This is a genomic window from Helicobacter salomonis, from assembly GCF_017979425.1.
Taxonomy (GTDB): Bacteria; Campylobacterota; Campylobacteria; order Campylobacterales; family Helicobacteraceae; genus Helicobacter; species Helicobacter salomonis.
This window is the reverse complement of record NZ_JAERIS010000004.1, coordinates 1-18,010: the sequence shown is the minus strand read 5'-3', so window position 1 is coordinate 18,010 and position 18,010 is coordinate 1. Positions and strand designations below refer to the sequence as shown.

The following is an 18,010-nucleotide window of genomic DNA, read 5'->3' as shown; positions in this document are numbered from 1 at the left end:
CTAGGCGTTTTTGGGCATAAAACTCTTCACCATCATTCTCCGGGTCTTCAGGGAACAATTCCTCAAAAAACGGGCATGTGTCCTCTTCCCCCCATCCCCCTCTTTTTCACGTAAAAGTTTTAAGCCCTCATAAAAGCCATTCAAATCGTGGATTTCCCCTGCATCCAAAGCATCTAACTCTGCGCTTAAGACCACTAGTTCCTTGGAAGTATCCGGGTCTAAAAACTCTAAAAGATTTTTAAGCTTCTCTTGGGCGTTTTGGTGGGCTTGTTGAAAACCATTGATGTGGGGCGTAATGCTATCTTTTTTGTTTTGATGGATGGCGGTTTGTAACTCTTGTGCCCGCTCTTGCAAGGTTTTTAGGCCCACCTCAAAAATTACGCAAATGCTTGCCCAAATGCTCGCAGATGTTGTTGCGTTTTAACTCCGTGTGTAGCCTTTCTTCCAAAAAGGCACGGGTTTGTGCCAAGTCCATAGATGCGGATTGTGGGCTGTTGGCACCACTTGCCTTGAGTGGGGCCTCGTCTAACTCTCCAACATACCCCACATGTCTTAGAGCTTCTTTTCCCATTTTGACAATGTTTTCATACCCATTACTCGCCACAAAAGTTTTTAAGCTTGCCTTTAAAGACTCTAAGCCCTGATCTAAAGAGTTGTAAAGGACCTTGGTTTCTTTGTCGGTCACAATCCCCTCTTTGACAAGGGCTTGGTGGGTCTGCTCGATCTCTGCAAGGGTCTCTTGGATTTGGGCGATATTTTTTGCAACTCTGCTTGGAGTACGCCTAAAGCGCATTTAGGTTCAGCAACTAGCCCCAATGCTTTGAAATACTCCTCCAAAGGTTTGAGCACCTCCTTCTCTAAAGCTGTTTTAAAGCCCGATTCATTGTAATTTCTTGTATATTTTGCCTTTTTAACCCCCAAAACTTGGCGTACAACCGCCACGCCTAAGCTCGCATCGCAAGCCTCCAATAGAGCTTCAATGTCTGCTTGTAGGCTATCTGCCGATTTCTCAAAGGGTGCTCTAATTTTATCCCGCTCTTGCCAACTCTTGTCTTGAGCCTGCTATAAAAGGGCGATGACCTTTGGCAATTCCTCTTGGCACTCAACGATTTTTTGCTCTAGCACTTCTTTAGCATTCAAGACTTTAGCATCTGTGCTCGCCACAGCCCCCATAGCCTCTTTAAGTTCTAAGAGCTCTTGTAAGCCCTCCTCGCTATAAGGGATGGATAAACTGACCTTAGAATCATAAGAATCCCACCCCAATTTGCGTAGTGCCGCTACTCCCCCTAGGCGATCCGCGCATGCCAAAAGTTGTTTCAAGCCCTCTCTTAACAAATCACGAGGCTTCTTAAAAATTCTCAAAAGCCCATTTAGTCGCCTCCTGTATCTCTCTAGGATAAAGCTTTTTGCACCCTTTGCCTTGCACTCCCCTTTGTAAAGTTTGTCAAACTTCTGCCATGCCTCTAAACAATGCCCCACTCTAATTCCACAAACACAAACCACCCTTGCAATTTTTCTGTATCAGAGAGTGTAGAGGTGTCTCTTAAAAAGGGTTCTAGGTATTGGCAAAACGCACTCAAAGCCCCTTAAATTTGTGTTCTTGCTCTTGGTAGTCCTTTAAAGAAAGGCTGTGGTAACTGCCATCGTAACGAATATCTTGTTTCCCGATACCACAAAATGGCGTGTCTAGTATTTCTTGCACTGCTTGTAAGCCCACATCTTCGGGAGCTAGACGCACACAAAAGGGCAAAATGCCATCTCTGCAAACCATTAAAGGTTTGTAAAACACCTCGTTTTTAGAGTCAAACACATTATTTTGCAAACGCCATTTGTGCCGTAAAGGGGTATATTTCATCCCACCCCTCTTTTAAGGTGGCATAAAGCTTATTTGAATCCGTGTATGCTTGCGTGGCATTACTTGTTCGCAACTGCTCGGCGGTTTTCAAAATACCTAGCATGCCTCACCTCCCAAGCCAGCCACGCCAGCCCCAAAAATAACTAAAACAACATTAAACCACACCTCATTCTATACACTGCAGACTCTGGCATTGACATTGTTTTAGAAAAATCTCAAAGCGAGCACAATTTAAATCTGTCTGACACTGCTCCAAGAGACTAAGATACTCTGTGCGTTGTTGATCTAAGATCAAAGGAGGCACGAGGTCATTTTGAATTGATTGAAAAGCCATGATGAGACGACCTGTACGCCCATTGCCATCAATGAAAGGGTGAATGCGTTCATACTCTGCATGAAACAGAGCAATTTGCGCTAATGTGAGGTTATTGCTCGGCAGTCTAAACAAGAGATTTTCTAATTCTTGAGAGATCAGGGTAGGGATTGTAGGTGTAAAATTTGCCCCTGCAATCATCACTTCAGAAGTGCGATACGCTCCAATAGGCTTGGCGACAAGCAGAGGGGTAACATCTAAAGCAGGCTTGAATAGCAAATAATGCAAGTCTTTAATAAAACTTGTATTTAGGAGCTTACTTCTATCACTCGCTTCACGCACCACAACATCATAGGCGCTTGCAAAACCTAGCACAATGAGTTGCTCATGCAAAGGCTTATTGCTTGCTGTTAAACCCCTTTCTAGAAGCGCACGGGTTTCCCCTAACTGAAGACTCAATCCTTCAATGGCATTACTATGGTGTGTAAGAGCCACACGCAGTGTTCTAAAAAGCCTTTCTCTTTCGAGTAAAGATAAATCGCTTAACCTGTATTCCATCTCCATCCTTCAACAGCACTCAACTAAAGATTATATTAACAAATCTATCATCGCTAGAGTTGTATCTTTGATACTTTTTTAAAGACATAAATTTAAAATTATAGTAAGGATTTTATCTCTATAGCTCCGCAGGACAAATTATGCAAAGAGTGCAAACAGCGGTGAATGTAGCGCTGCAAACAGCGCAGATTGAACATCTAGCAGACTTGAGCAAGATACGCAGCACAATGGGCAAACCTTTACCTGAGAGCAAAAACCTAGATGTGACTAGAGAGCAGGTGAAAGAAATATGTGTAAAGATGAAAAGAGAGTTTGATGAGGCTCAAAAAATCATACAGAGGTATGCAGAGCTTTTTAAACAGCAACAAGCTACCATCGCACAATTATAAGAGGCTCAAAGTACATCCAACACTCTAGCAGAGAGCGGTCTAGTTATAGAAGTAAGCGAGGATACCAACACACCTGATGAGCGTTTCAGGGTGGAGCAGTCTTTTCGGAAAGCAAAAAGGGACAACATACGGATGGTAGGCATTGTGACAGGCGACAGCATGGATGTCGTCAAAATGCAAAAGCCCGAAGCCCGAATTTGAAGCCGAGATATTCAACGCTCTAAAAGGGGGAGTATGATGAGATCGCTGAACTTGTCTGCAAGGGCAAGCAAGGTAGGGATATTTGTGATCACATAGAGAAACTACTCTGTAAAAAGACAGGAAAGACTACTTTTGAACCACGAATGTGGTTAACGCATATCCCCGCAGGTTTTAAGCCTCCCTATGAAGTACCTCTATATAAGTTTGCCCCTGAGCTACCCAAGATAGACAAGCTCGCCTACCAGCCTAGACCGCCTACAACACCCACTCAAAGTCCAGCCCAAGAGGTTAAACCACCTACCACAGATCAATCACCCCCACAGCGCGCTACACCTGCATTGCAAGAAACACCCAAAGACCCTAGCAAGGGTGGTGGCTTTAAATCTTAACAAAGGAGTTTGCCATGCCCAAAGTAGATGAAAGTCGATTATTAACAACCTTGAGCACCTTAAAAGCAGACAAAGAGAAGGAGTTTGGGGCTTTACAAGAAAGACTAGAGGCAAACTTTAAGCTCAGTGAGCAACTAAAAAAAGAACGCAACGCAAGGCAAGATGAGATCAAGAGCTTTTGTAAAGAGTTACGCAAAGTAATGGCGGGCAAGGGTTTTAAACGGGAACATTTTAGCCAGCTAGAGCAATGGGTTGATCAAGTACAAGATCAAGCGGTTAGCTTTACAGAGTTTCAGCGGGTAGCTTTAGCCATCTTTGGCGATTATGGAGCAGTGTTTGCCAAAGAAACCATTGTGGAGCTTAATAGACAGGCTGATAAACAAGCGGAGCAAATCACGGGCTTAAAGGCGAACTTGCTAGTAAAACCCAAGAACCCCATACACCCACGCAGAACGCCCCACAATCAACGCAAAACAAGCAAGGGGCAGATCCACTAATGGCTTAAAAGCGCACTATGAGGCTTTAGAGCGCAAATATAATGCATTGGAGTTACAAAGCACAGAGGACAAGAAAACCTTGCGGGAGTTTGGAGACAAGATAACAGAACTTACAACCGCATTGGAAGAGGCTTTAAAAACCGCTCCCATTGCCAAAACCCCCGCAGATGATCTCGCTTTTAAAGAGTTGCAAGAGCAGAATAAAACTCTGCAAGAACAGAGCGAGGCTAAAGACAAGACCATCGCCGATCTGCAAGCCCAAATCGCCACGCTACTCAACACAACCAAAGAGCAGGCATTGCAAACGCTATTGGGGGAGGCGTATGTTTTAGAACAACAACTAGCCCCCATAGACCCAGACCAAGCCGACTACTTGAAAGGACACGCCGATCTGTTTGCCTCAAATGTGGCACGCCTAAGAGAGTTGCTAGAGCAGGGATTGGCAACACTCCAAGAACACAATCGCAAGGACAAGGGCGGGGGCAAGGGGCTACATTAGTATCCATGCAAGGACTGAGTAAATACCACTTTACTTGTTTTTCTGTCCGCAACCCCCATTTTGTCCGCCTTTAACATGACATTTTACCCCGCCATTAACATAACCGATGAATACAAAAAGGTGTATTAATAATACCGACAATTTTAATACCAAAGGCGGGTAATAAAAAAACCTCTCCTTCACCTAGAACAAACATCCCATCAAACACCCCGCCTTTTAGTTGTGCTATGGGTAGGGAAGGTTTTTTTTGTTGCCACTCTGTGCAATGGAGGAGTGATCTGTTCCGCATTGTCCAAACACCCCACACCACGCAGATAAGCCCGCTTGACTATCATAAAAACGCCCATCAACAATGTAAAACATGTTAGAATAGCGGGTTTTTAACTAGATGCCTTGACATACTCTCCCATAACTAAAGTTAGGGGATTCTAGCTTTAGTAACCGCGCCGATGTGGTGGTGCTGGATGAAACCACGCAGAGTGTGTATATTGTGGTCGAACTCAAAAGCCCACAAAAATGGACGCGCAGTATAGCAAGCTAGGCAAAATTAACCTATGGATATTGCATTCTACTTTGCTAGTGGACAATATTATCCCTTTTGTGCTGTAAAATATGTCCTTAAATAGACTAATGGGGTATTTATGATAACAATAGTGTCTTTAAAAAACCGTGTGGGTATTGTTAAAAAATGTCAGATTGGCGGTCTTAGCGATTCAAATTTCTTCTTTGGCTTTCTAACGCCTCTTTGGCATTTAAATATAAAAATGGCGATTGTGCAATTTCTTGTGCAGATACCACTGGGCTTAATAGCGATGTTGATACTCGACGAGATGGGACTATCTTTTAGATCAGATACAGTATTCATGTCCTGCATGATCGCTTGGTTCTATATCACCAGCTACATCTTTGCGTGCTTTTATAATCGCGTTTATCTAAACAGCTTATTAAACAGAGGCTGGACACCCTTAGAGGAAAAAGATAAGATAGCATTGAATAATGCTGGCTATGCAATCTCTTAAAGCCAAGATGCCTTTGAATACCTTGCCAACAAGGATTCTAAGGGCGAAAAGGGGCAGTTTTTCACCCCGCGCTATGTGATTGACATGTGCGTGAGAATGCTCAATCCTAAACCCCATGAGAGTATGATCGATCCAGCCAGTGGGAGCTGTGGATTTCCCATCCATATCTGTTTCCATGTTTGGGATCAGATTTACAAGGCAGAGGGTTTGCCTGAAAATGAAATGCTCAGTGCTGAAGAGAAAATCCCCAAAGCCACTGACTATGTCAAAGATCATATTTTGCCATCGACTTTGACCCCCGCACTACTAGAATTTCTAAAATGCTCAATCTTATCGCTGGGGATGGGCATAGCAATGTGTTTAAGCTCAACTCTCTTGATTTTTCTAAGTGGCACGCTCAAAAGGACATCGATAAAGCCACAAAGACTTTTAATAAAAATTTTGAAAAGCTTGAAAAGAAGTTGCCCCTAGCAGAGCAAGAGAAAGACGATCACAAGCGCAGTTACAAGTATTTTGAATTTGATATTGTGATGGCTAACCCCCCCTTTGCGGGCAATATCAAGGAGAGCGGGATTTTGGAGCATTACGCCCTAAGACAGACAATCACTTTAAGAGACATCACACCAACGCATGAGGATAGAGAAAAGCGAGAAGACCTTGTAGAAACTACAACAGGCTATAAGAAACATAGAATCAATCAAAAGGTGGTCCCCACCCAAAAAGATTTGAAGCAAGAAAAGCTCATTGAGGAAGCCATCGCTCAAGGGCGCATTTTTGAAAAAACCCCCACTTACTTAGAAATGCTAAACCATCCGGACTACCTCATTAAAACCCCCAATGGGTATCAACAAATCGTTATCAATGAGTGCAAACAAATCACGCGCGATATTCTTTTCATTGAAAGGACTCTAAACTTACTCAAACCCGGCGGGCGCATGGCGATTGTGTTACCACAAGGGCGTTTTAACAACGACAGCGACAAGTATATTCGCGAATTTATCGCTGATCACGCCCGTATTTTAGCGGTGGTAGGTTTGCACCCCAATGTCTTTAAACCCCACACGGGCACAAAAACCAGCGTCCTATTCGTGCAAAAATGGCATAAAGAGTTATGCCCCAAGCAAGAGGATTACAACATCTTTTTTGCCACCATGCGAGAGCCCAGCAAGAACAACTCCGGGGATAAAATCTATGTCAAACAAGAGAGTATCAAAATTGAACGCACCACAGAGGGGCAAACCACCACACAAGAATACAGCCTAAAAGACTTTGACACTCAATATACCAGCCTAGAGGCGGCTAACTTCATCGAATTTGAAGGGCGCAAAATCAGCCAAGAAGGGTATCAAAAACTCAAACCCGAGCAACAACGCCAAGCCACCATACAAAGTGCAATCTTAGAGAGTCGCCCACTTTTAGACCAACATGGACATTTGATTGTCAAGCACGACCTATTTAACCACGAGGGATTAACACAAGATGGCATTGCTGAGGCGTTTATCGAGTTTGCCAAAAGTGAGGGCTTGAATTTTTGGAGGGAGTGATGCAAGAATATAAAATTTTTTGCGATGAAAGCAATCACCTAGACTATACTCCTTCTTTAGGCTCCAAGGTGATGGTGCTAGGGGCAATCAGCCTGCCTTCAAGCGAATTAGCCTCCATCAACCAAACGATCAAAGACTTAAAACGCCAATTCAACCACCAAAAAGAGCTCAAATGGACAAAACTCATCCAAAACCAAAGAGGGTTTTACGATGCCTTGTTAGAGCTTTTCTTTTCTAGTGGCCATCTACGCTTCCAAGCTATTTTAATCCCCGATAAACAAAAGCTTGTTCACGACCGCTACAACCAAAGCAACCCAGACATTTTTTATTACAAAATGTTTTATTATGTGTTGAGAAATCTCATAGAACCCCAAACCGCCATCAAAATTTACTTAGACCACAAAGATTCTAAATGTGCGGTGCGGATGCGGGAGTTAGAAAGGGTGTTACACCACCACTACAAGAACACCATCCAAGCCCAATGTTTCACCGCCAAATCCCACCAATCCCAGATTATCCAGCTAGCCGACCTACTCATAGGGGCAATCGCCTACAAAGCCCGCGATGACATCCCCCACCAAAGTGCCATTAAAAACCATGTTGCCCAAAAAATTGAGGAGTGGGCGGGATTTAGGCTTGAAGAGGGCACACCCCCTTGGGAGAGTAAGTTCAATGTATTTAAAATCACGCTCAAACAAAATGCCTAATGTTCCCGCTTTTAGATTTTAGCACATGCTCTGGTGAGGAGGAGATGGTAGAGTTAGCCTACCAACAATTCAAGCAAGATTTCCTAGACACACCCCTTTATCTTGCCAACAGCCTTTACATCGACCCCTTGCAACCCCCCGGTCGCCCCAACCAAAAAGAACAAATCTTTTGGCACTTGATCATAAGGGAAAACAAAGAACATAGAAGGGTGTTTGACCCCAAAAGGGCTTGTAGGATTGGGTGGATTAGGCAAATCATCTTGGACTATGAAAAACCCCATGTCAAATTGTTCTACTACCAAGACAAGAAGATAAGACTATATCTATGGCTCTATGATTTTGATTTTGTGGTGATTTTGCAAAAATCGCACAAGATAGAAACGGCTTTTATCGTAACAGGTTTTTATATAGACGAAAACGACAACAAAAAAACCTATGGAGACCGCTACAAAGCCTATAACAATGACCTAAAGCTCAAAAGTTGTGCGTGGTTTTAGGGTGCAGATTGAGGCACTGCAGACCATCTCTTTCTACCACCGGTAGTTGAGGTAGCTATTCTATCCTATAATGGATAAGAATTACATTAAAATACAAACACTTTTGGGAAGGAAATAGGAGGACACAATGACTCAGAGCACCCAAGAAAAGCTGTTTTCAGCTAAACGGCTAGGGGGGTATGCCAGCCTAGCAGAACATGAAGCAAATTTTACGCTCATAAGGCACATAAGCCACAAGATCGGTATTTTAGAAGTGGTGATCCGCAACCAAATAGACTCAGTGCTCTTAGAAAAAGTGGGGGATTGGTGGCAACTCTTGCCAAAGGATATTGAGGTGCTAGGCGGTATCTCCACACATAAGGACGCTTTAATTTCCAAACAGAGCATGGGCTTTTGGCCAAAAGTGGTGGAGCATTTTAAAATCTATGACAAGGTGTTTAATTTAGATTTTTTAGACCGCCTAGATTTTAAGAGATATTACCCTAAGAATAAAAACCGCTTTGGCACTAAAACCCATTTGGCGCACCGCAAAAACGCCCATCTCAAACGCCATGAAAAATCTGACTTGCTCTTACAACTTTTGCGTAAGCTAAGAAATCGGGCGTTTCATTTTGAAAATCTTTACAAATGCAGCCCTAAAGGTTATCCTAGACTCAATGCCAACATTGCAGACAATAAACACGAAAGCCACCCTGAAAACCAAAAACAACAAGAAAAACCTCAAGCAGAACCACAATATCTATATGTTGGCCTACACCCTGATAAGATCGTGCTGTTTTTAGAGGATTTACTAGGGAGTTTTGCGCCTGAACTTGTGAGTTATGCCAGCGGTGGAAAAGAATCCACCTAGAAAGGCAGTTATTCTAACAAAAAAAACATAAAAATCAAGTTTTAAGTTGTAACAGAGTGGCGGAGAAGGCCCGCCTATAAATGACCGATACTTTAGCATTTTTATGTTAGAATGTCAAATTCTCAATGCTTGAAGTTTAAGGACGCTTGGATGCCCCATTCTCTAGCCCAAAACTACTCCCATTTAGAAGTGAGCGTTTTAAAGTTAAGCGAAGTTTTACACGACAACCCCACCAAGCGCATGGACGCAGAGTATTTTAAGAGGGAGTGGGTGGAGATATTGAAGCTGTTAGAAAATAGCGAACCGCTTGGTGCAATCTCAGACACTTACGAATTACACTCAAATGGTAGTTTCAAAGATATTTATGACATTATCCACGACAACAACCCTAAGCAAATAAGATACATAGAGGCTAAAAACATTGAAGAATGTTTTCTTGGCGATGAAACCGACATGATTTCCTTGCAAGCTCACCAACAGCTACAAAAAACCATCACTAAAGAGGGAGATATTTTAACAGCTAGAACGGGCAAAATAGGCGGGGCTTGTATGTATTTAGTGAGTGGGTAGATTGCAACACAAACCAAAATATAGTGAATATTAGGATTAAAGATGGGCGTTTTAATAAATTATTTGTAACCTTGTTTTTAAATACAAAATTTGGGCATTTGCAATTTAAACAGGCTTCAACAGGCAATGTCCAGCCTTGGCTTAATTTGAGTCTACTAAGAAAAATAAAAATCCCCCTTCTCCCCCTCCCCTTCCAAGAACACATCGCCCAGCTAGTGCAGAGTGCCCACCACGCCCTAGAACAGAGCAAGAGTCTTTATAAAAAGGCGCAAGAGCTGTTAGAGCAAGAATTAGGCACATTGCCCCCAGCCCCACTCAAAGAACACAGCATTAAAACCCTTAAAGAGAGCTTTTTAAGCACGGGCAGGCTCGATGCGGAGTTTTACCAACACAAATACACCCAAATAGAGGATTTGATTAAAAATTATTCGGGTGGGGTTTGCACCCTGACAGAGAGCGAAATTTGCGATGCCCCCTTTGAGCCCCAGCCCAACACAACCTACCGCTATGTTGAGCTTGCCCATATTGGCAACTATGGCAATATTACAACCCACACAGAAGCACAAGGTGCACACCTCCCCACACGCGCAAGGCGACTAGCCCAAAGTAGCGATGTCTTGCTCTCTAGCGTAGAGGGGAGCTTAAGTCGTTGTGCCCTTGTCCCACCCCATTTAAGCCCCTGCGTGGTGTCTACGGGTTTTTTTGTGCTCCGTTCATCCCGCTTTAACCCTGAAACCCTTTTAACCCTCTTTAAATCCCCGCTGTTTCAAATCTACCTAGCCAAATTCCCCAGTGGGACAATTCTATGCGCTCTATCCAAGAGGGCTTTACAAAGCGTGTTACTCCCCCAAATTCCTGCTCCCATTCAAGAACAGATCGCCCATTATGTGCAAAAGAGCCTAAAGCACCGCCAAGAGGCTAAACAACTCTTAGAAAAAGCCAAGTTGGAAGTGGAAGGTCTTTTAGTTTTTGAAAATTACTAAACAGAATACAAAAACTTGAGGGTGATATTCACGCCATTAAGGACACCCCCACAGCACAGTCCCCACAGCCAAAGGTACAAGCCAACACCTCAACGAGTACAGACCAACAAAGCGGGCAACGGACTTAGATAGCGAGTTTTTAGCCCACATCAAAGAGATAGGCACAAAAGACCCGCAATTAGCCCAAGAGCTCTTAAACGATTTTTAGGATAACTCAATGCGTTGCATCAACAATGCCAGAAATGCCCTTGAGTGGCTAGAAAAACATCCGCCCCCAACCCCAAAAAGGGAGCGGAGGTAAGCATATTTAACTCTTTTAACGCTTTTGCAAGACTAAACAATCGTTATATTAGATTTTTATTCAGTTAAACTTAAAAATCTAATATCTTAGGTATTTTGGTTTGTTTTTATGGATAATTTTAGTCTATTATTTGTATTTTGATAGATTTAGTATTATTTTTTGCTGCTTAAAACCATACAACACCCCAACCCGCCACGCCCGAACAGAGCGGTTTGGTTAGACGTGTTGTTGTGGTGTGTGATGAGCCCGACCCCGTTATAAGTGTAGAAGTTTTATCTAGTGTTGATGATAAGAGCGGAGCTCACAAGGGTGCGTAAGGCATGAAACCTTTTTAGCACGCTAGTATTTTTGCTAACATGCAAAAACTTAAACAAAACAAGGAAATAACATAAAAAGATCACTTTTAGCTTGTACTCTAGCTCTTTTGCTCGCATCTTGTGCTCAAAATACGACTCAAGATGTAGCTAAAAATACGAGCCAAACTAAAAATACTGCTCAATATGCCACAGAATGCTCCAAAACAAATATTGCACCCAAAAAAATGAGTTATAAAGAGCTAATTGCCTTAATTAAAGACAAGAAGTTCTATTTACTAGATGGCGAATTCTATGGAGAAAAAACTAAGGCATACCTAGACCTTGCAACTACAAGTATGTACGACAACCCTGCCTTTTTTGTCGTAGGCGTGGATAAAGATTATGGACCTTTAGACTTAGACACTGCTAAATTTGGCTTTGAAAAGGGCTTGCTAACTTTAGAGGGTACGCTTAATGGAGTAAAATTTAAATTCAAACAAGATGCGAGCGCAAAAATTAGTGAAATTTCTCTTGTGTCAAATGAATTCAGTGCAGGCACAGACATTAACTCATATGATTATTCAATGCTAAAAATATTCATCCCAAGATGCAATAACAATCTCTCAAATGAAGTTTATACAAAGCTAAATAATGCCATATCTTTAGGAGCTAAGAGCGAAAATGAACTAAAAAGCAAAATATTATCCGAGCTAAAAGAAGAGTATGCAGACTATGCACCTGATCAAGACGAATCTCCAAATCATGAATATAATGATGAATATGTTGTTGTCGACTTACTAGATGATCGCACACTATTGTTGCATGTCAAGCACTTCACTAGCAATGGAAGTAAAGGCGTTGAAAATGTTACAATGGTGGGATACAATCTAAAAACTGGGAATCCAATTCCTAGTGATTTTGATGATGTATTTGATAAAACAAAGAAAACGCAGTTACTAGACTTCCTTAGTAAGAGACTCACAAACGACCCAGATTATAGCGATTTGATATCCCCATCGGCATTTCCCTTAACAGATGAACCAGAATTTTACATCACGCCCGGTTATGTTTCATTTGCATGGCATACATATGAAATAAGCGTTAGCATAGGAGGAAGTCTCAATTATCTTCCAATCAAGTTTAGCGATCTCAAACAATTCATTAACCCAAAATCTGAATACGCCTATCTATTTAAATAAGGCTTACTTCTTAGTGTTAGGTACTAGTATAATTTGGACTGGGTGTCTTAAAACGTGCCTGTATTTTTTAAATAACGCTTGCTGTTGGACCTTTCCCTCTTCTTTGAAAAAAGGCGTAAGGTTTCAATGAGGATGGATTTGCCCGCATTGGTTTTACCAAAAAAAGCGATCACAACCTCTGCTGTATCCTCCTGCTCTAGGTCTGCCATGCACCTTAGGCTCTTGGCCTTGTGTGCCTCAAAATCCACACATCCTTTTGCCAACCACTTCCAAAAGACTTTACGCTCTTCTAGATCGTTAAACGCCTCTGTGGCCCTCTGCAAATCCTTTTTGGCACAATCAAGTTGTGCCTTTACACCACCCGCTAACATCCTAACCAAACCTAGTCAGCGAAATCTTGAATGGCCTCTTTAATCAAAACATACGCCCCATACCCCAGCAATCCAAAAAGTAAACAACAATCAAAGACTCTTTGGCTATGAGGATTAAGAAACGGAAGAGGCGTTTTACCTCCTTATAGCTAAATTTTTGACATATCCCCCATAGCTAAAGCTAGGGAATTCTGGCATCATCAAAGTCCGCCCACAAGCGGACCTTACGACTTCTACTCCAAGAGTCGATGCCCCAACTCTATGAGGGACATTAGAGCACAAAAAAGATGCCTTATGGCGCAGATGGTAATATCTAAATTGCAAAAACCCCTACGCCTCAGTGCATCTCCTAACACAACATTCAAATAGGTCGTTTTTCTTCAGCAATCTATCCAAACAGCTCACTATGCGTACCCAGTCTCAACAGAATAAGCATATCGCCTTACACTTGGTAAATCAGCAGCAAATCTGGCTTGACATGGCACTCCCTAAAATCTTTCCATTGCCCTTTTAGGGCATGGTCTTTGTATTTTGCTTCAAGTGGAAGCTGTTGTTGAAGTTTCGAAACAATGACATCAAGCACATCTCTCGTAATATTCTTACTTTTGAAGTGTCTTGTATAATCTTTTTGAAAAGACTTCTTAGCAACAATCTCGAGTACGAAAGAGTTAATCTTCTTTTTCGGCTCTCTCTGCAAATTCAGCAAATGAGCTGGTTCTCATATATGTTTCGTCAGGATCATCGACACTCATCAAGGCCAGCTGTGTTGCTTGGTTAGGCATGTGATCTCTTCTTGCAACAAGCATAGTTTAATCTGACTTCTTTTTCTGTGAAGGTTCTGGAGCTTTTTTGTAATCTGCCTGCGCTCTGCTCGCACTTCCAAGAGCTGCGCCTGGGTGATGCTCAAAATCTCAGACAGTCGCTTCTCGTTGTACACCCGATAATCCTCCATACCCTGTTTGTCTTTTCTCTGATAACCTACTGACATACAATCACCTCTTCTCCTGTGAGTATACCCTAAAGTTGCTATTTACGGGAATATTTCTTTGCTGCTTCCCTCCAAACCACCCCACCAATCCATGAACCACTCCAATCGTTCTAACCCCCCCATCAACCCATCAAAAGCAAGACAAAAGCACAATAAAAACGACAATTTGGAGAATCCATGAGCCACTCAAAATCAAACATAGCATTCTTAGCCCCCTGGAAGCCTCATAGAGCGCGACTTAGACAAAAACCATACTTAGAAGCGATTAAACACAAAGGACTAATCAATGACGCCAAAAGAGCAAGAGCTTTTGCTACTTAAACTCGAAGTTATCAAAGGTGTCTCACGCTTGAAAGAGAGCGCGGGGGTGTTGCCCGAAGAGCAACGCACAGAGTAAACCCTAGAGCTTTTGAAAATGCAAGAACGCATCGAAGAGTTGGAGAGTGAAATAAAAAGCTAATCGCTGATAAAAATCCTTCACTTCACTTAGTTACACCTAGCTGTCTAACTACGACTCGTGTTGATCTAACCCAGACCATTCAACCACCATAAATTCACTTCTCAAAAGCTTACGCGCGCCTCCTTCGATGTGCTACAAAGCAACCCATGCCACTAGGCGCGCAATTCGGAGTCGTTGCCTTGTAGCGTGCAACTTATCTACCAAAAAGGAGAGACACCATGAGCGATCCAACTTGAGCATTGAGAAGCCAGAAAACAACTATAGCCACTAAACAGCGCAAAAACCAATGCGCGTTTCTAATGGGATAAACGCAAAGCGTGCAAAGAAGTACAATGCTATAGCAGCTCAGCGTGACTTTTAACATTAACACGAACGCCTTCCACTTAAACAAGGCATCATGCGACTCAAACAAGATAAGAATAATAGCGATTAAAGGCGGGATGGGAAAAAGCCACCATTTTTTATTACCAACATATGCCCAAAAGATGAGAGCTCCTACGCTAAGTACGATTGTTCCGTATTTTAGGGGAGGGATAAATGGAGCACAACATAGCACAAATCCTAAAGCAATGAGTCCTAAAGAGATGCGTTTGTTAGGGTATAACGCTAAAATAACAGCACCCATTTCAAGGCATGCTACAAAGAAAATTACATCAATTCCCCATCCCCATGCGCGTGAATCGCGAGTAAGAACGATGTAAAACACGATCAAGGCAAACAAAAAAATATTGGCGGCATGCAAAGCTTGTTTGATGTCTTGTCTCTTATCCATTAAAATCCTTGCTGAGTTTGGAAAAAGTATTTACACAAGATTAAGCATAGCGTTTTTAGCCCCGTAAAGGGGTCATAAATCGCAACTTTGCAAAAAAAGAGTTTACCATAGAACCCCGCCCATTAAAACGATTGTAGAGCGTTTTAGAGCGATTATTGAATATGTCCTCATAGACCTTGTTATGAAGTGATCATGCAACTAGGTGCATAACCCAAAAATTGTTGTTTTAATAAGAATTTAATAAAATTAAAATGAAAAATAATTGCAAATTAATAAATTTTTAATAAAATTTAGTTATCGAATTATCAGGCATTTAATAGAATTTTAATAAAATTTTATTCAGTCAAAAAACTCTCTCTAAGCTCCTCCTCCAAAATCGAACAACCCCCTAAAATAGGGCTTCTATATTCACTTGAACTAGCCAAGGAGACTAAAAAGAAGCAGGATTACAAAAAAGCCTATGGTCTTTACCAACAAGGCAGTGCTCTACACAGCATCCAAGCCCCGATATTCTTGGGCGATCTACTCTTTGAAGGGCAGGGCATCAAACAAAATAAAGATAGGGCAGGTTATTTTTACGCCCTGGGATCCACGCGTTTTTGGCAGCTTAGATATGCACTGAGCTATTTTCACAACATGTCTGTATGGAGTGGTGAATGGGACTATGACAAGCCCAATGATTATAATTACACGCACCAAATTTTCAACGAACTAGCCAACCACGTCTTTCATGCGAACTTCCAGCTAGCATATCTAACCAGCATCCACGCGTTGAAAACACTCTCTCTTATGGATAATTTCATATCGAGCGATTCTCCTATCTCTGGGTTTAAGATGTATCAAAATGTCTTGTTTTGCCAAAGGGTGCATGTCCACAAGCACAAGCATGGGAACCTACTTCGAACATGGATGGCGATGAGCGTTGAACTTTACAATCGATTCGAGGTATAAAGTGTGCGATCCTAAACTTCTAAAGCCTAGCAACTTTGACTATCAGCGCGCCAAGCAATCTAACATAGATACCAAGACTCTAGGCAAAACTCTTTATGCCATCGCTCAAGCCTACTTAGAGGGGCTAGGCACACCCAAAGACGAGCAACAAGGGTTAGAGTATTTGAAGAAGGCGGTAGAGTTTGGGAATAAAGACGCGATTTTAGCGTTAGAAAAATGGCAGAAACCACACTAGGGAGAAACGATGTGTCAAAATGTTTTAAGATGGGGTTTGTTGCTGGGTATGTTGCTATTAGGTGTCCTAAAAGCTGAACATACCCAAAACCTGCGTACTTTGTCGCCTCTGCAAAACAAAATTACCAACGTCTTGCCGTCTTGCCCCGTTTGATTACATACAAGCGGTAGTCTGATCCTGTGTGGATGCGTAGCTCAAAATTATACCCGTGATGCGTTTGTGAACACTAAGGTGCCCACTTTCCAAGGTCCACAGACGGCGCACAATCACACCCCGCTTTTTTAGATCTTTCAGATTTTCAAACCCGCTTGACTTTTTATTTCCATATTTCATTTTAGCGTAAAAACACCCACTTTAGGGTTTTAAACCCCGTAATTAGGCAATATTCTAAGATTATACAAGATTATACATCGATAAAACTCAACAAGCAGGTAAAAGCGGTGTTTGAACGAAATGAGGGCATGTTGGCTTGAAAAGGGCTCAAGAGCCCTAAAGTAGGTGGGTTTTGAGCTATTTTGTGCTAGGCACAATTTATTAGTAACCACACCCAAACTATACTAAGTCTTTACTATTCCCGACTTGATATATTCCCCTATAGCTAAATGGCAAAAAGCCTTTAGAGCTCATCCAAACCCACCAAGAACATCCCAAGTCCAAGAGCAAGAAAAAGTCCACACAATGAAAGAGACACGCCACTCAAGAAAACACATAGCATTTCTGGCCCCATAGAAGGCTCCTAGAGCGCAACTTAAACCAAAACCATCTCTGAAAAGCTATCCACTACCCTCAAATGCGCTTAGAATTGATTTTAGAGTCATTTTCGCCTATAAACTGTAATCTTGTCCTCACAGCTCTCTAAAAGCCCTCCAGAAGTTCTTGTGCGCGATACCATTGATGTCATCACTAGAAAAATCCTTGTAAACCTTACCATCAAAGTTCAGTATACTTCCATCTGACACTCCAAAAGCACACCTTTTTCTTCCTCCGTCTCAAAACACTCTTACCAATCCCTTTAGAATGCCCTACAATCGCTCCAACACTCTCAACCCATACCGAAAAAGCCTACCCATACCTTCACAACGATTGTAGAGCGTTTTTACAACACTTCTCTCTCCTCTCAAAAGCCCTAGGGGGGTGTGGGGGGTCTTCCCCACAGATAATCCCTTCTGTAAGCAGTGCGTTAGCACTGCATTCCGAGTCGATTCTCTGTCAATTCAATAAAAAAATTTTATTCTCAAAAAATTTTTTTATTCTTGCCAACCACCATGAATACGAAGCGCAAACCCAGATCACCTAACAATGACCATGCGATTTTTATAGCGATTTTCTCTCAAAATTACCCTAAAAATGACAAAAAATACACAAAAAAAAATTTTTTGTTAAGTTTTCTACCCAGTTTTTGAGCGATTTTGACCTGATCCCGATTCCCGAGCGCATGCGCGCGCGCATGCAGGTGTTTAGCCCTTTTAAAAGACTTCGTCTTTTTAACCTTTTAGGTCCCTCGGGAAGCCCGTGTAGTACGGGGCTCGTGGAGAGTAATACCCAATAAAATCCGCACTAACTCCG

The 18,010-nt window shown here is 42.2% G+C and carries 21 protein-coding genes and 1 pseudogene; 13 read left to right on the top strand and 9 right to left on the bottom strand.

Translation table 11 applies throughout. The annotated features are described in order from the left end of the window. The 5 genes from KCO92_RS01550 to KCO92_RS01530 all read right to left on the bottom strand — a co-directional run bounded on the left by KCO92_RS01550 (nt 1) and on the right by KCO92_RS01530 (nt 2,726). Nucleotides 1-354: a PI-PLC domain-containing protein gene (locus KCO92_RS01550; protein WP_199766195.1), complete on the bottom strand. Its 354-nt coding sequence runs from the start codon at nt 352-354 to the stop codon at nt 1-3. Nucleotides 355-370: 16 nt separating this feature from the next. Beyond that, nucleotides 371-793: a hypothetical protein gene (locus KCO92_RS01545; protein ID WP_158653580.1), complete on the bottom strand. Its 423-nt coding sequence runs from the start codon at nt 791-793 to the stop codon at nt 371-373. 269 nt (nt 794-1,062) lie between these two features. Further along, entirely contained in the window at nt 1,063-1,320 is a 258-nt protein-coding gene (locus KCO92_RS01540) for a hypothetical protein (RefSeq protein ID WP_158653581.1), read from the bottom strand. 256 nt (nt 1,321-1,576) lie between these two features. Then, on the bottom strand, nt 1,577-1,855 hold the full coding sequence (locus tag KCO92_RS01535) for a hypothetical protein (RefSeq protein ID WP_104695972.1): 279 nt from the start codon (nt 1,853-1,855) through the stop codon (nt 1,577-1,579). Nucleotides 1,856-2,021: 166 nt separating this feature from the next. Beyond that, entirely contained in the window at nt 2,022-2,726 is a 705-nt protein-coding gene (locus KCO92_RS01530; RefSeq protein ID WP_104695973.1) for a Fic family protein, read from the bottom strand. A gap of 140 nt (nt 2,727-2,866) precedes the next feature. Between KCO92_RS01530 and KCO92_RS01525 the strand changes: the two genes are divergently transcribed. The 12 genes and pseudogenes from KCO92_RS01525 to KCO92_RS01465 all read left to right on the top strand — a co-directional run bounded on the left by KCO92_RS01525 (nt 2,867) and on the right by KCO92_RS01465 (nt 12,667). Then, nucleotides 2,867-3,115: a hypothetical protein gene (locus KCO92_RS01525; RefSeq protein WP_104695974.1), complete on the top strand. Its 249-nt coding sequence runs from the start codon at nt 2,867-2,869 to the stop codon at nt 3,113-3,115. Nucleotides 3,116-3,459: 344 nt separating this feature from the next. Next, the gene (locus KCO92_RS01520; protein WP_104695975.1) at nt 3,460-3,705 is read left to right on the top strand and encodes a hypothetical protein; all 246 of its coding nucleotides are present in this window, start codon (nt 3,460-3,462) and stop codon (nt 3,703-3,705) included. Nucleotides 3,706-3,719: 14 nt separating this feature from the next. Beyond that, on the top strand, nt 3,720-4,202 hold the full coding sequence (locus KCO92_RS01515; protein ID WP_104695976.1) for a hypothetical protein: 483 nt from the start codon (nt 3,720-3,722) through the stop codon (nt 4,200-4,202). A 46-nt stretch (nt 4,203-4,248) separates the two neighbouring features. Next, nucleotides 4,249-4,701 (top strand): hypothetical protein, encoded by a 453-nt coding sequence (locus tag KCO92_RS01510; RefSeq protein ID WP_104695977.1) that lies wholly within the window; start codon nt 4,249-4,251, stop codon nt 4,699-4,701. 1,085 nt (nt 4,702-5,786) lie between these two features. Continuing rightward, a pseudogene (locus KCO92_RS07660) lies at nt 5,787-5,846 on the top strand (hypothetical protein); the annotation flags it as partial. 194 nt (nt 5,847-6,040) lie between these two features. After that, entirely contained in the window at nt 6,041-7,264 is a 1,224-nt protein-coding gene (locus tag KCO92_RS07655) for an N-6 DNA methylase (RefSeq protein ID WP_233710499.1), read from the top strand. Next, complete coding sequence (locus KCO92_RS01490; protein WP_104695979.1) at nt 7,264-7,971, top strand: DUF3800 domain-containing protein; 708 nt, start codon at nt 7,264-7,266, stop codon at nt 7,969-7,971. The genes KCO92_RS07655 and KCO92_RS01490 overlap by 1 nt, the downstream gene beginning before the upstream one ends. A gap of 44 nt (nt 7,972-8,015) precedes the next feature. Next, nucleotides 8,016-8,468, top strand: a complete 453-nt coding sequence (locus KCO92_RS01485) for a hypothetical protein (protein ID WP_233710500.1) — start codon at nt 8,016-8,018, stop codon at nt 8,466-8,468. 127 nt (nt 8,469-8,595) lie between these two features. Then, nucleotides 8,596-9,318, top strand: a complete 723-nt coding sequence (locus KCO92_RS01480; RefSeq protein WP_104695981.1) for a hypothetical protein — start codon at nt 8,596-8,598, stop codon at nt 9,316-9,318. Between the two features lie 150 nt (nt 9,319-9,468). Next, entirely contained in the window at nt 9,469-9,888 is a 420-nt protein-coding gene (locus tag KCO92_RS01475; RefSeq protein WP_104695982.1) for a restriction endonuclease subunit S domain-containing protein, read from the top strand. A gap of 23 nt (nt 9,889-9,911) precedes the next feature. After that, nucleotides 9,912-10,871 (top strand): restriction endonuclease subunit S domain-containing protein, encoded by a 960-nt coding sequence (locus tag KCO92_RS01470; protein WP_158653582.1) that lies wholly within the window; start codon nt 9,912-9,914, stop codon nt 10,869-10,871. A 725-nt stretch (nt 10,872-11,596) separates the two neighbouring features. Next, the gene (locus KCO92_RS01465; RefSeq protein ID WP_104695984.1) at nt 11,597-12,667 is read left to right on the top strand and encodes a hypothetical protein; all 1,071 of its coding nucleotides are present in this window, start codon (nt 11,597-11,599) and stop codon (nt 12,665-12,667) included. Between the two features lie 47 nt (nt 12,668-12,714). Here the strand turns inward: KCO92_RS01465 and KCO92_RS01460 are convergent, their stop codons facing one another. The 4 genes from KCO92_RS01460 to KCO92_RS01445 all read right to left on the bottom strand — a co-directional run bounded on the left by KCO92_RS01460 (nt 12,715) and on the right by KCO92_RS01445 (nt 15,258). Further along, nucleotides 12,715-13,038, bottom strand: coding sequence for a hypothetical protein (locus tag KCO92_RS01460; protein WP_233709718.1), 324 nt, complete (start codon nt 13,036-13,038; stop codon nt 12,715-12,717). Nucleotides 13,039-13,480: 442 nt separating this feature from the next. Further along, on the bottom strand, nt 13,481-13,744 hold the full coding sequence (locus tag KCO92_RS01455; protein ID WP_281728030.1) for a type II toxin-antitoxin system YafQ family toxin: 264 nt from the start codon (nt 13,742-13,744) through the stop codon (nt 13,481-13,483). 45 nt (nt 13,745-13,789) lie between these two features. Beyond that, nucleotides 13,790-14,026 carry a hypothetical protein gene (locus tag KCO92_RS01450; protein ID WP_104695985.1) on the bottom strand — a complete coding sequence of 79 codons (237 nt, stop codon included), beginning with the start codon at nt 14,024-14,026 and terminating at the stop codon, nt 13,790-13,792. 653 nt (nt 14,027-14,679) lie between these two features. After that, nucleotides 14,680-15,258, bottom strand: a complete 579-nt coding sequence (locus tag KCO92_RS01445; protein WP_104695986.1) for a hypothetical protein — start codon at nt 15,256-15,258, stop codon at nt 14,680-14,682. A gap of 922 nt (nt 15,259-16,180) precedes the next feature. Between KCO92_RS01445 and KCO92_RS01440 the strand changes: the two genes are divergently transcribed. Next, on the top strand, nt 16,181-16,444 hold the full coding sequence (locus tag KCO92_RS01440) for an SEL1-like repeat protein (protein WP_158653583.1): 264 nt from the start codon (nt 16,181-16,183) through the stop codon (nt 16,442-16,444). Nucleotides 16,445-18,010 lie beyond the last annotated feature (1,566 nt).

Coding starts and splice junctions, on each gene's coding strand:
- KCO92_RS01545 (WP_158653580.1), bottom strand. CDS start 793: ATGCGCTTTAGGCGTACTCCAAGCAGAGTTGCAAAAAATATCGCCCAA.
- KCO92_RS01535 (WP_104695972.1), bottom strand. CDS start 1,855: ATGAAATATACCCCTTTACGGCACAAATGGCGTTTGCAAAATAATGTG.
- KCO92_RS01530 (WP_104695973.1), bottom strand. CDS start 2,726: ATGGAATACAGGTTAAGCGATTTATCTTTACTCGAAAGAGAAAGGCTT.
- KCO92_RS01525 (WP_104695974.1), top strand. CDS start 2,867: ATGCAAAGAGTGCAAACAGCGGTGAATGTAGCGCTGCAAACAGCGCAG.
- KCO92_RS01520 (WP_104695975.1), top strand. CDS start 3,460: ATGTGGTTAACGCATATCCCCGCAGGTTTTAAGCCTCCCTATGAAGTA.
- KCO92_RS01515 (WP_104695976.1), top strand. CDS start 3,720: ATGCCCAAAGTAGATGAAAGTCGATTATTAACAACCTTGAGCACCTTA.
- KCO92_RS07655 (WP_233710499.1), top strand. CDS start 6,041: ATGCTCAATCTTATCGCTGGGGATGGGCATAGCAATGTGTTTAAGCTC.
- KCO92_RS01490 (WP_104695979.1), top strand. CDS start 7,264: ATGCAAGAATATAAAATTTTTTGCGATGAAAGCAATCACCTAGACTAT.
- KCO92_RS01485 (WP_233710500.1), top strand. CDS start 8,016: ATGGTAGAGTTAGCCTACCAACAATTCAAGCAAGATTTCCTAGACACA.
- KCO92_RS01480 (WP_104695981.1), top strand. CDS start 8,596: ATGACTCAGAGCACCCAAGAAAAGCTGTTTTCAGCTAAACGGCTAGGG.
- KCO92_RS01475 (WP_104695982.1), top strand. CDS start 9,469: ATGCCCCATTCTCTAGCCCAAAACTACTCCCATTTAGAAGTGAGCGTT.
- KCO92_RS01460 (WP_233709718.1), bottom strand. CDS start 13,038: ATGTTAGCGGGTGGTGTAAAGGCACAACTTGATTGTGCCAAAAAGGAT.
- KCO92_RS01450 (WP_104695985.1), bottom strand. CDS start 14,026: ATGTCAGTAGGTTATCAGAGAAAAGACAAACAGGGTATGGAGGATTAT.
- KCO92_RS01445 (WP_104695986.1), bottom strand. CDS start 15,258: ATGGATAAGAGACAAGACATCAAACAAGCTTTGCATGCCGCCAATATT.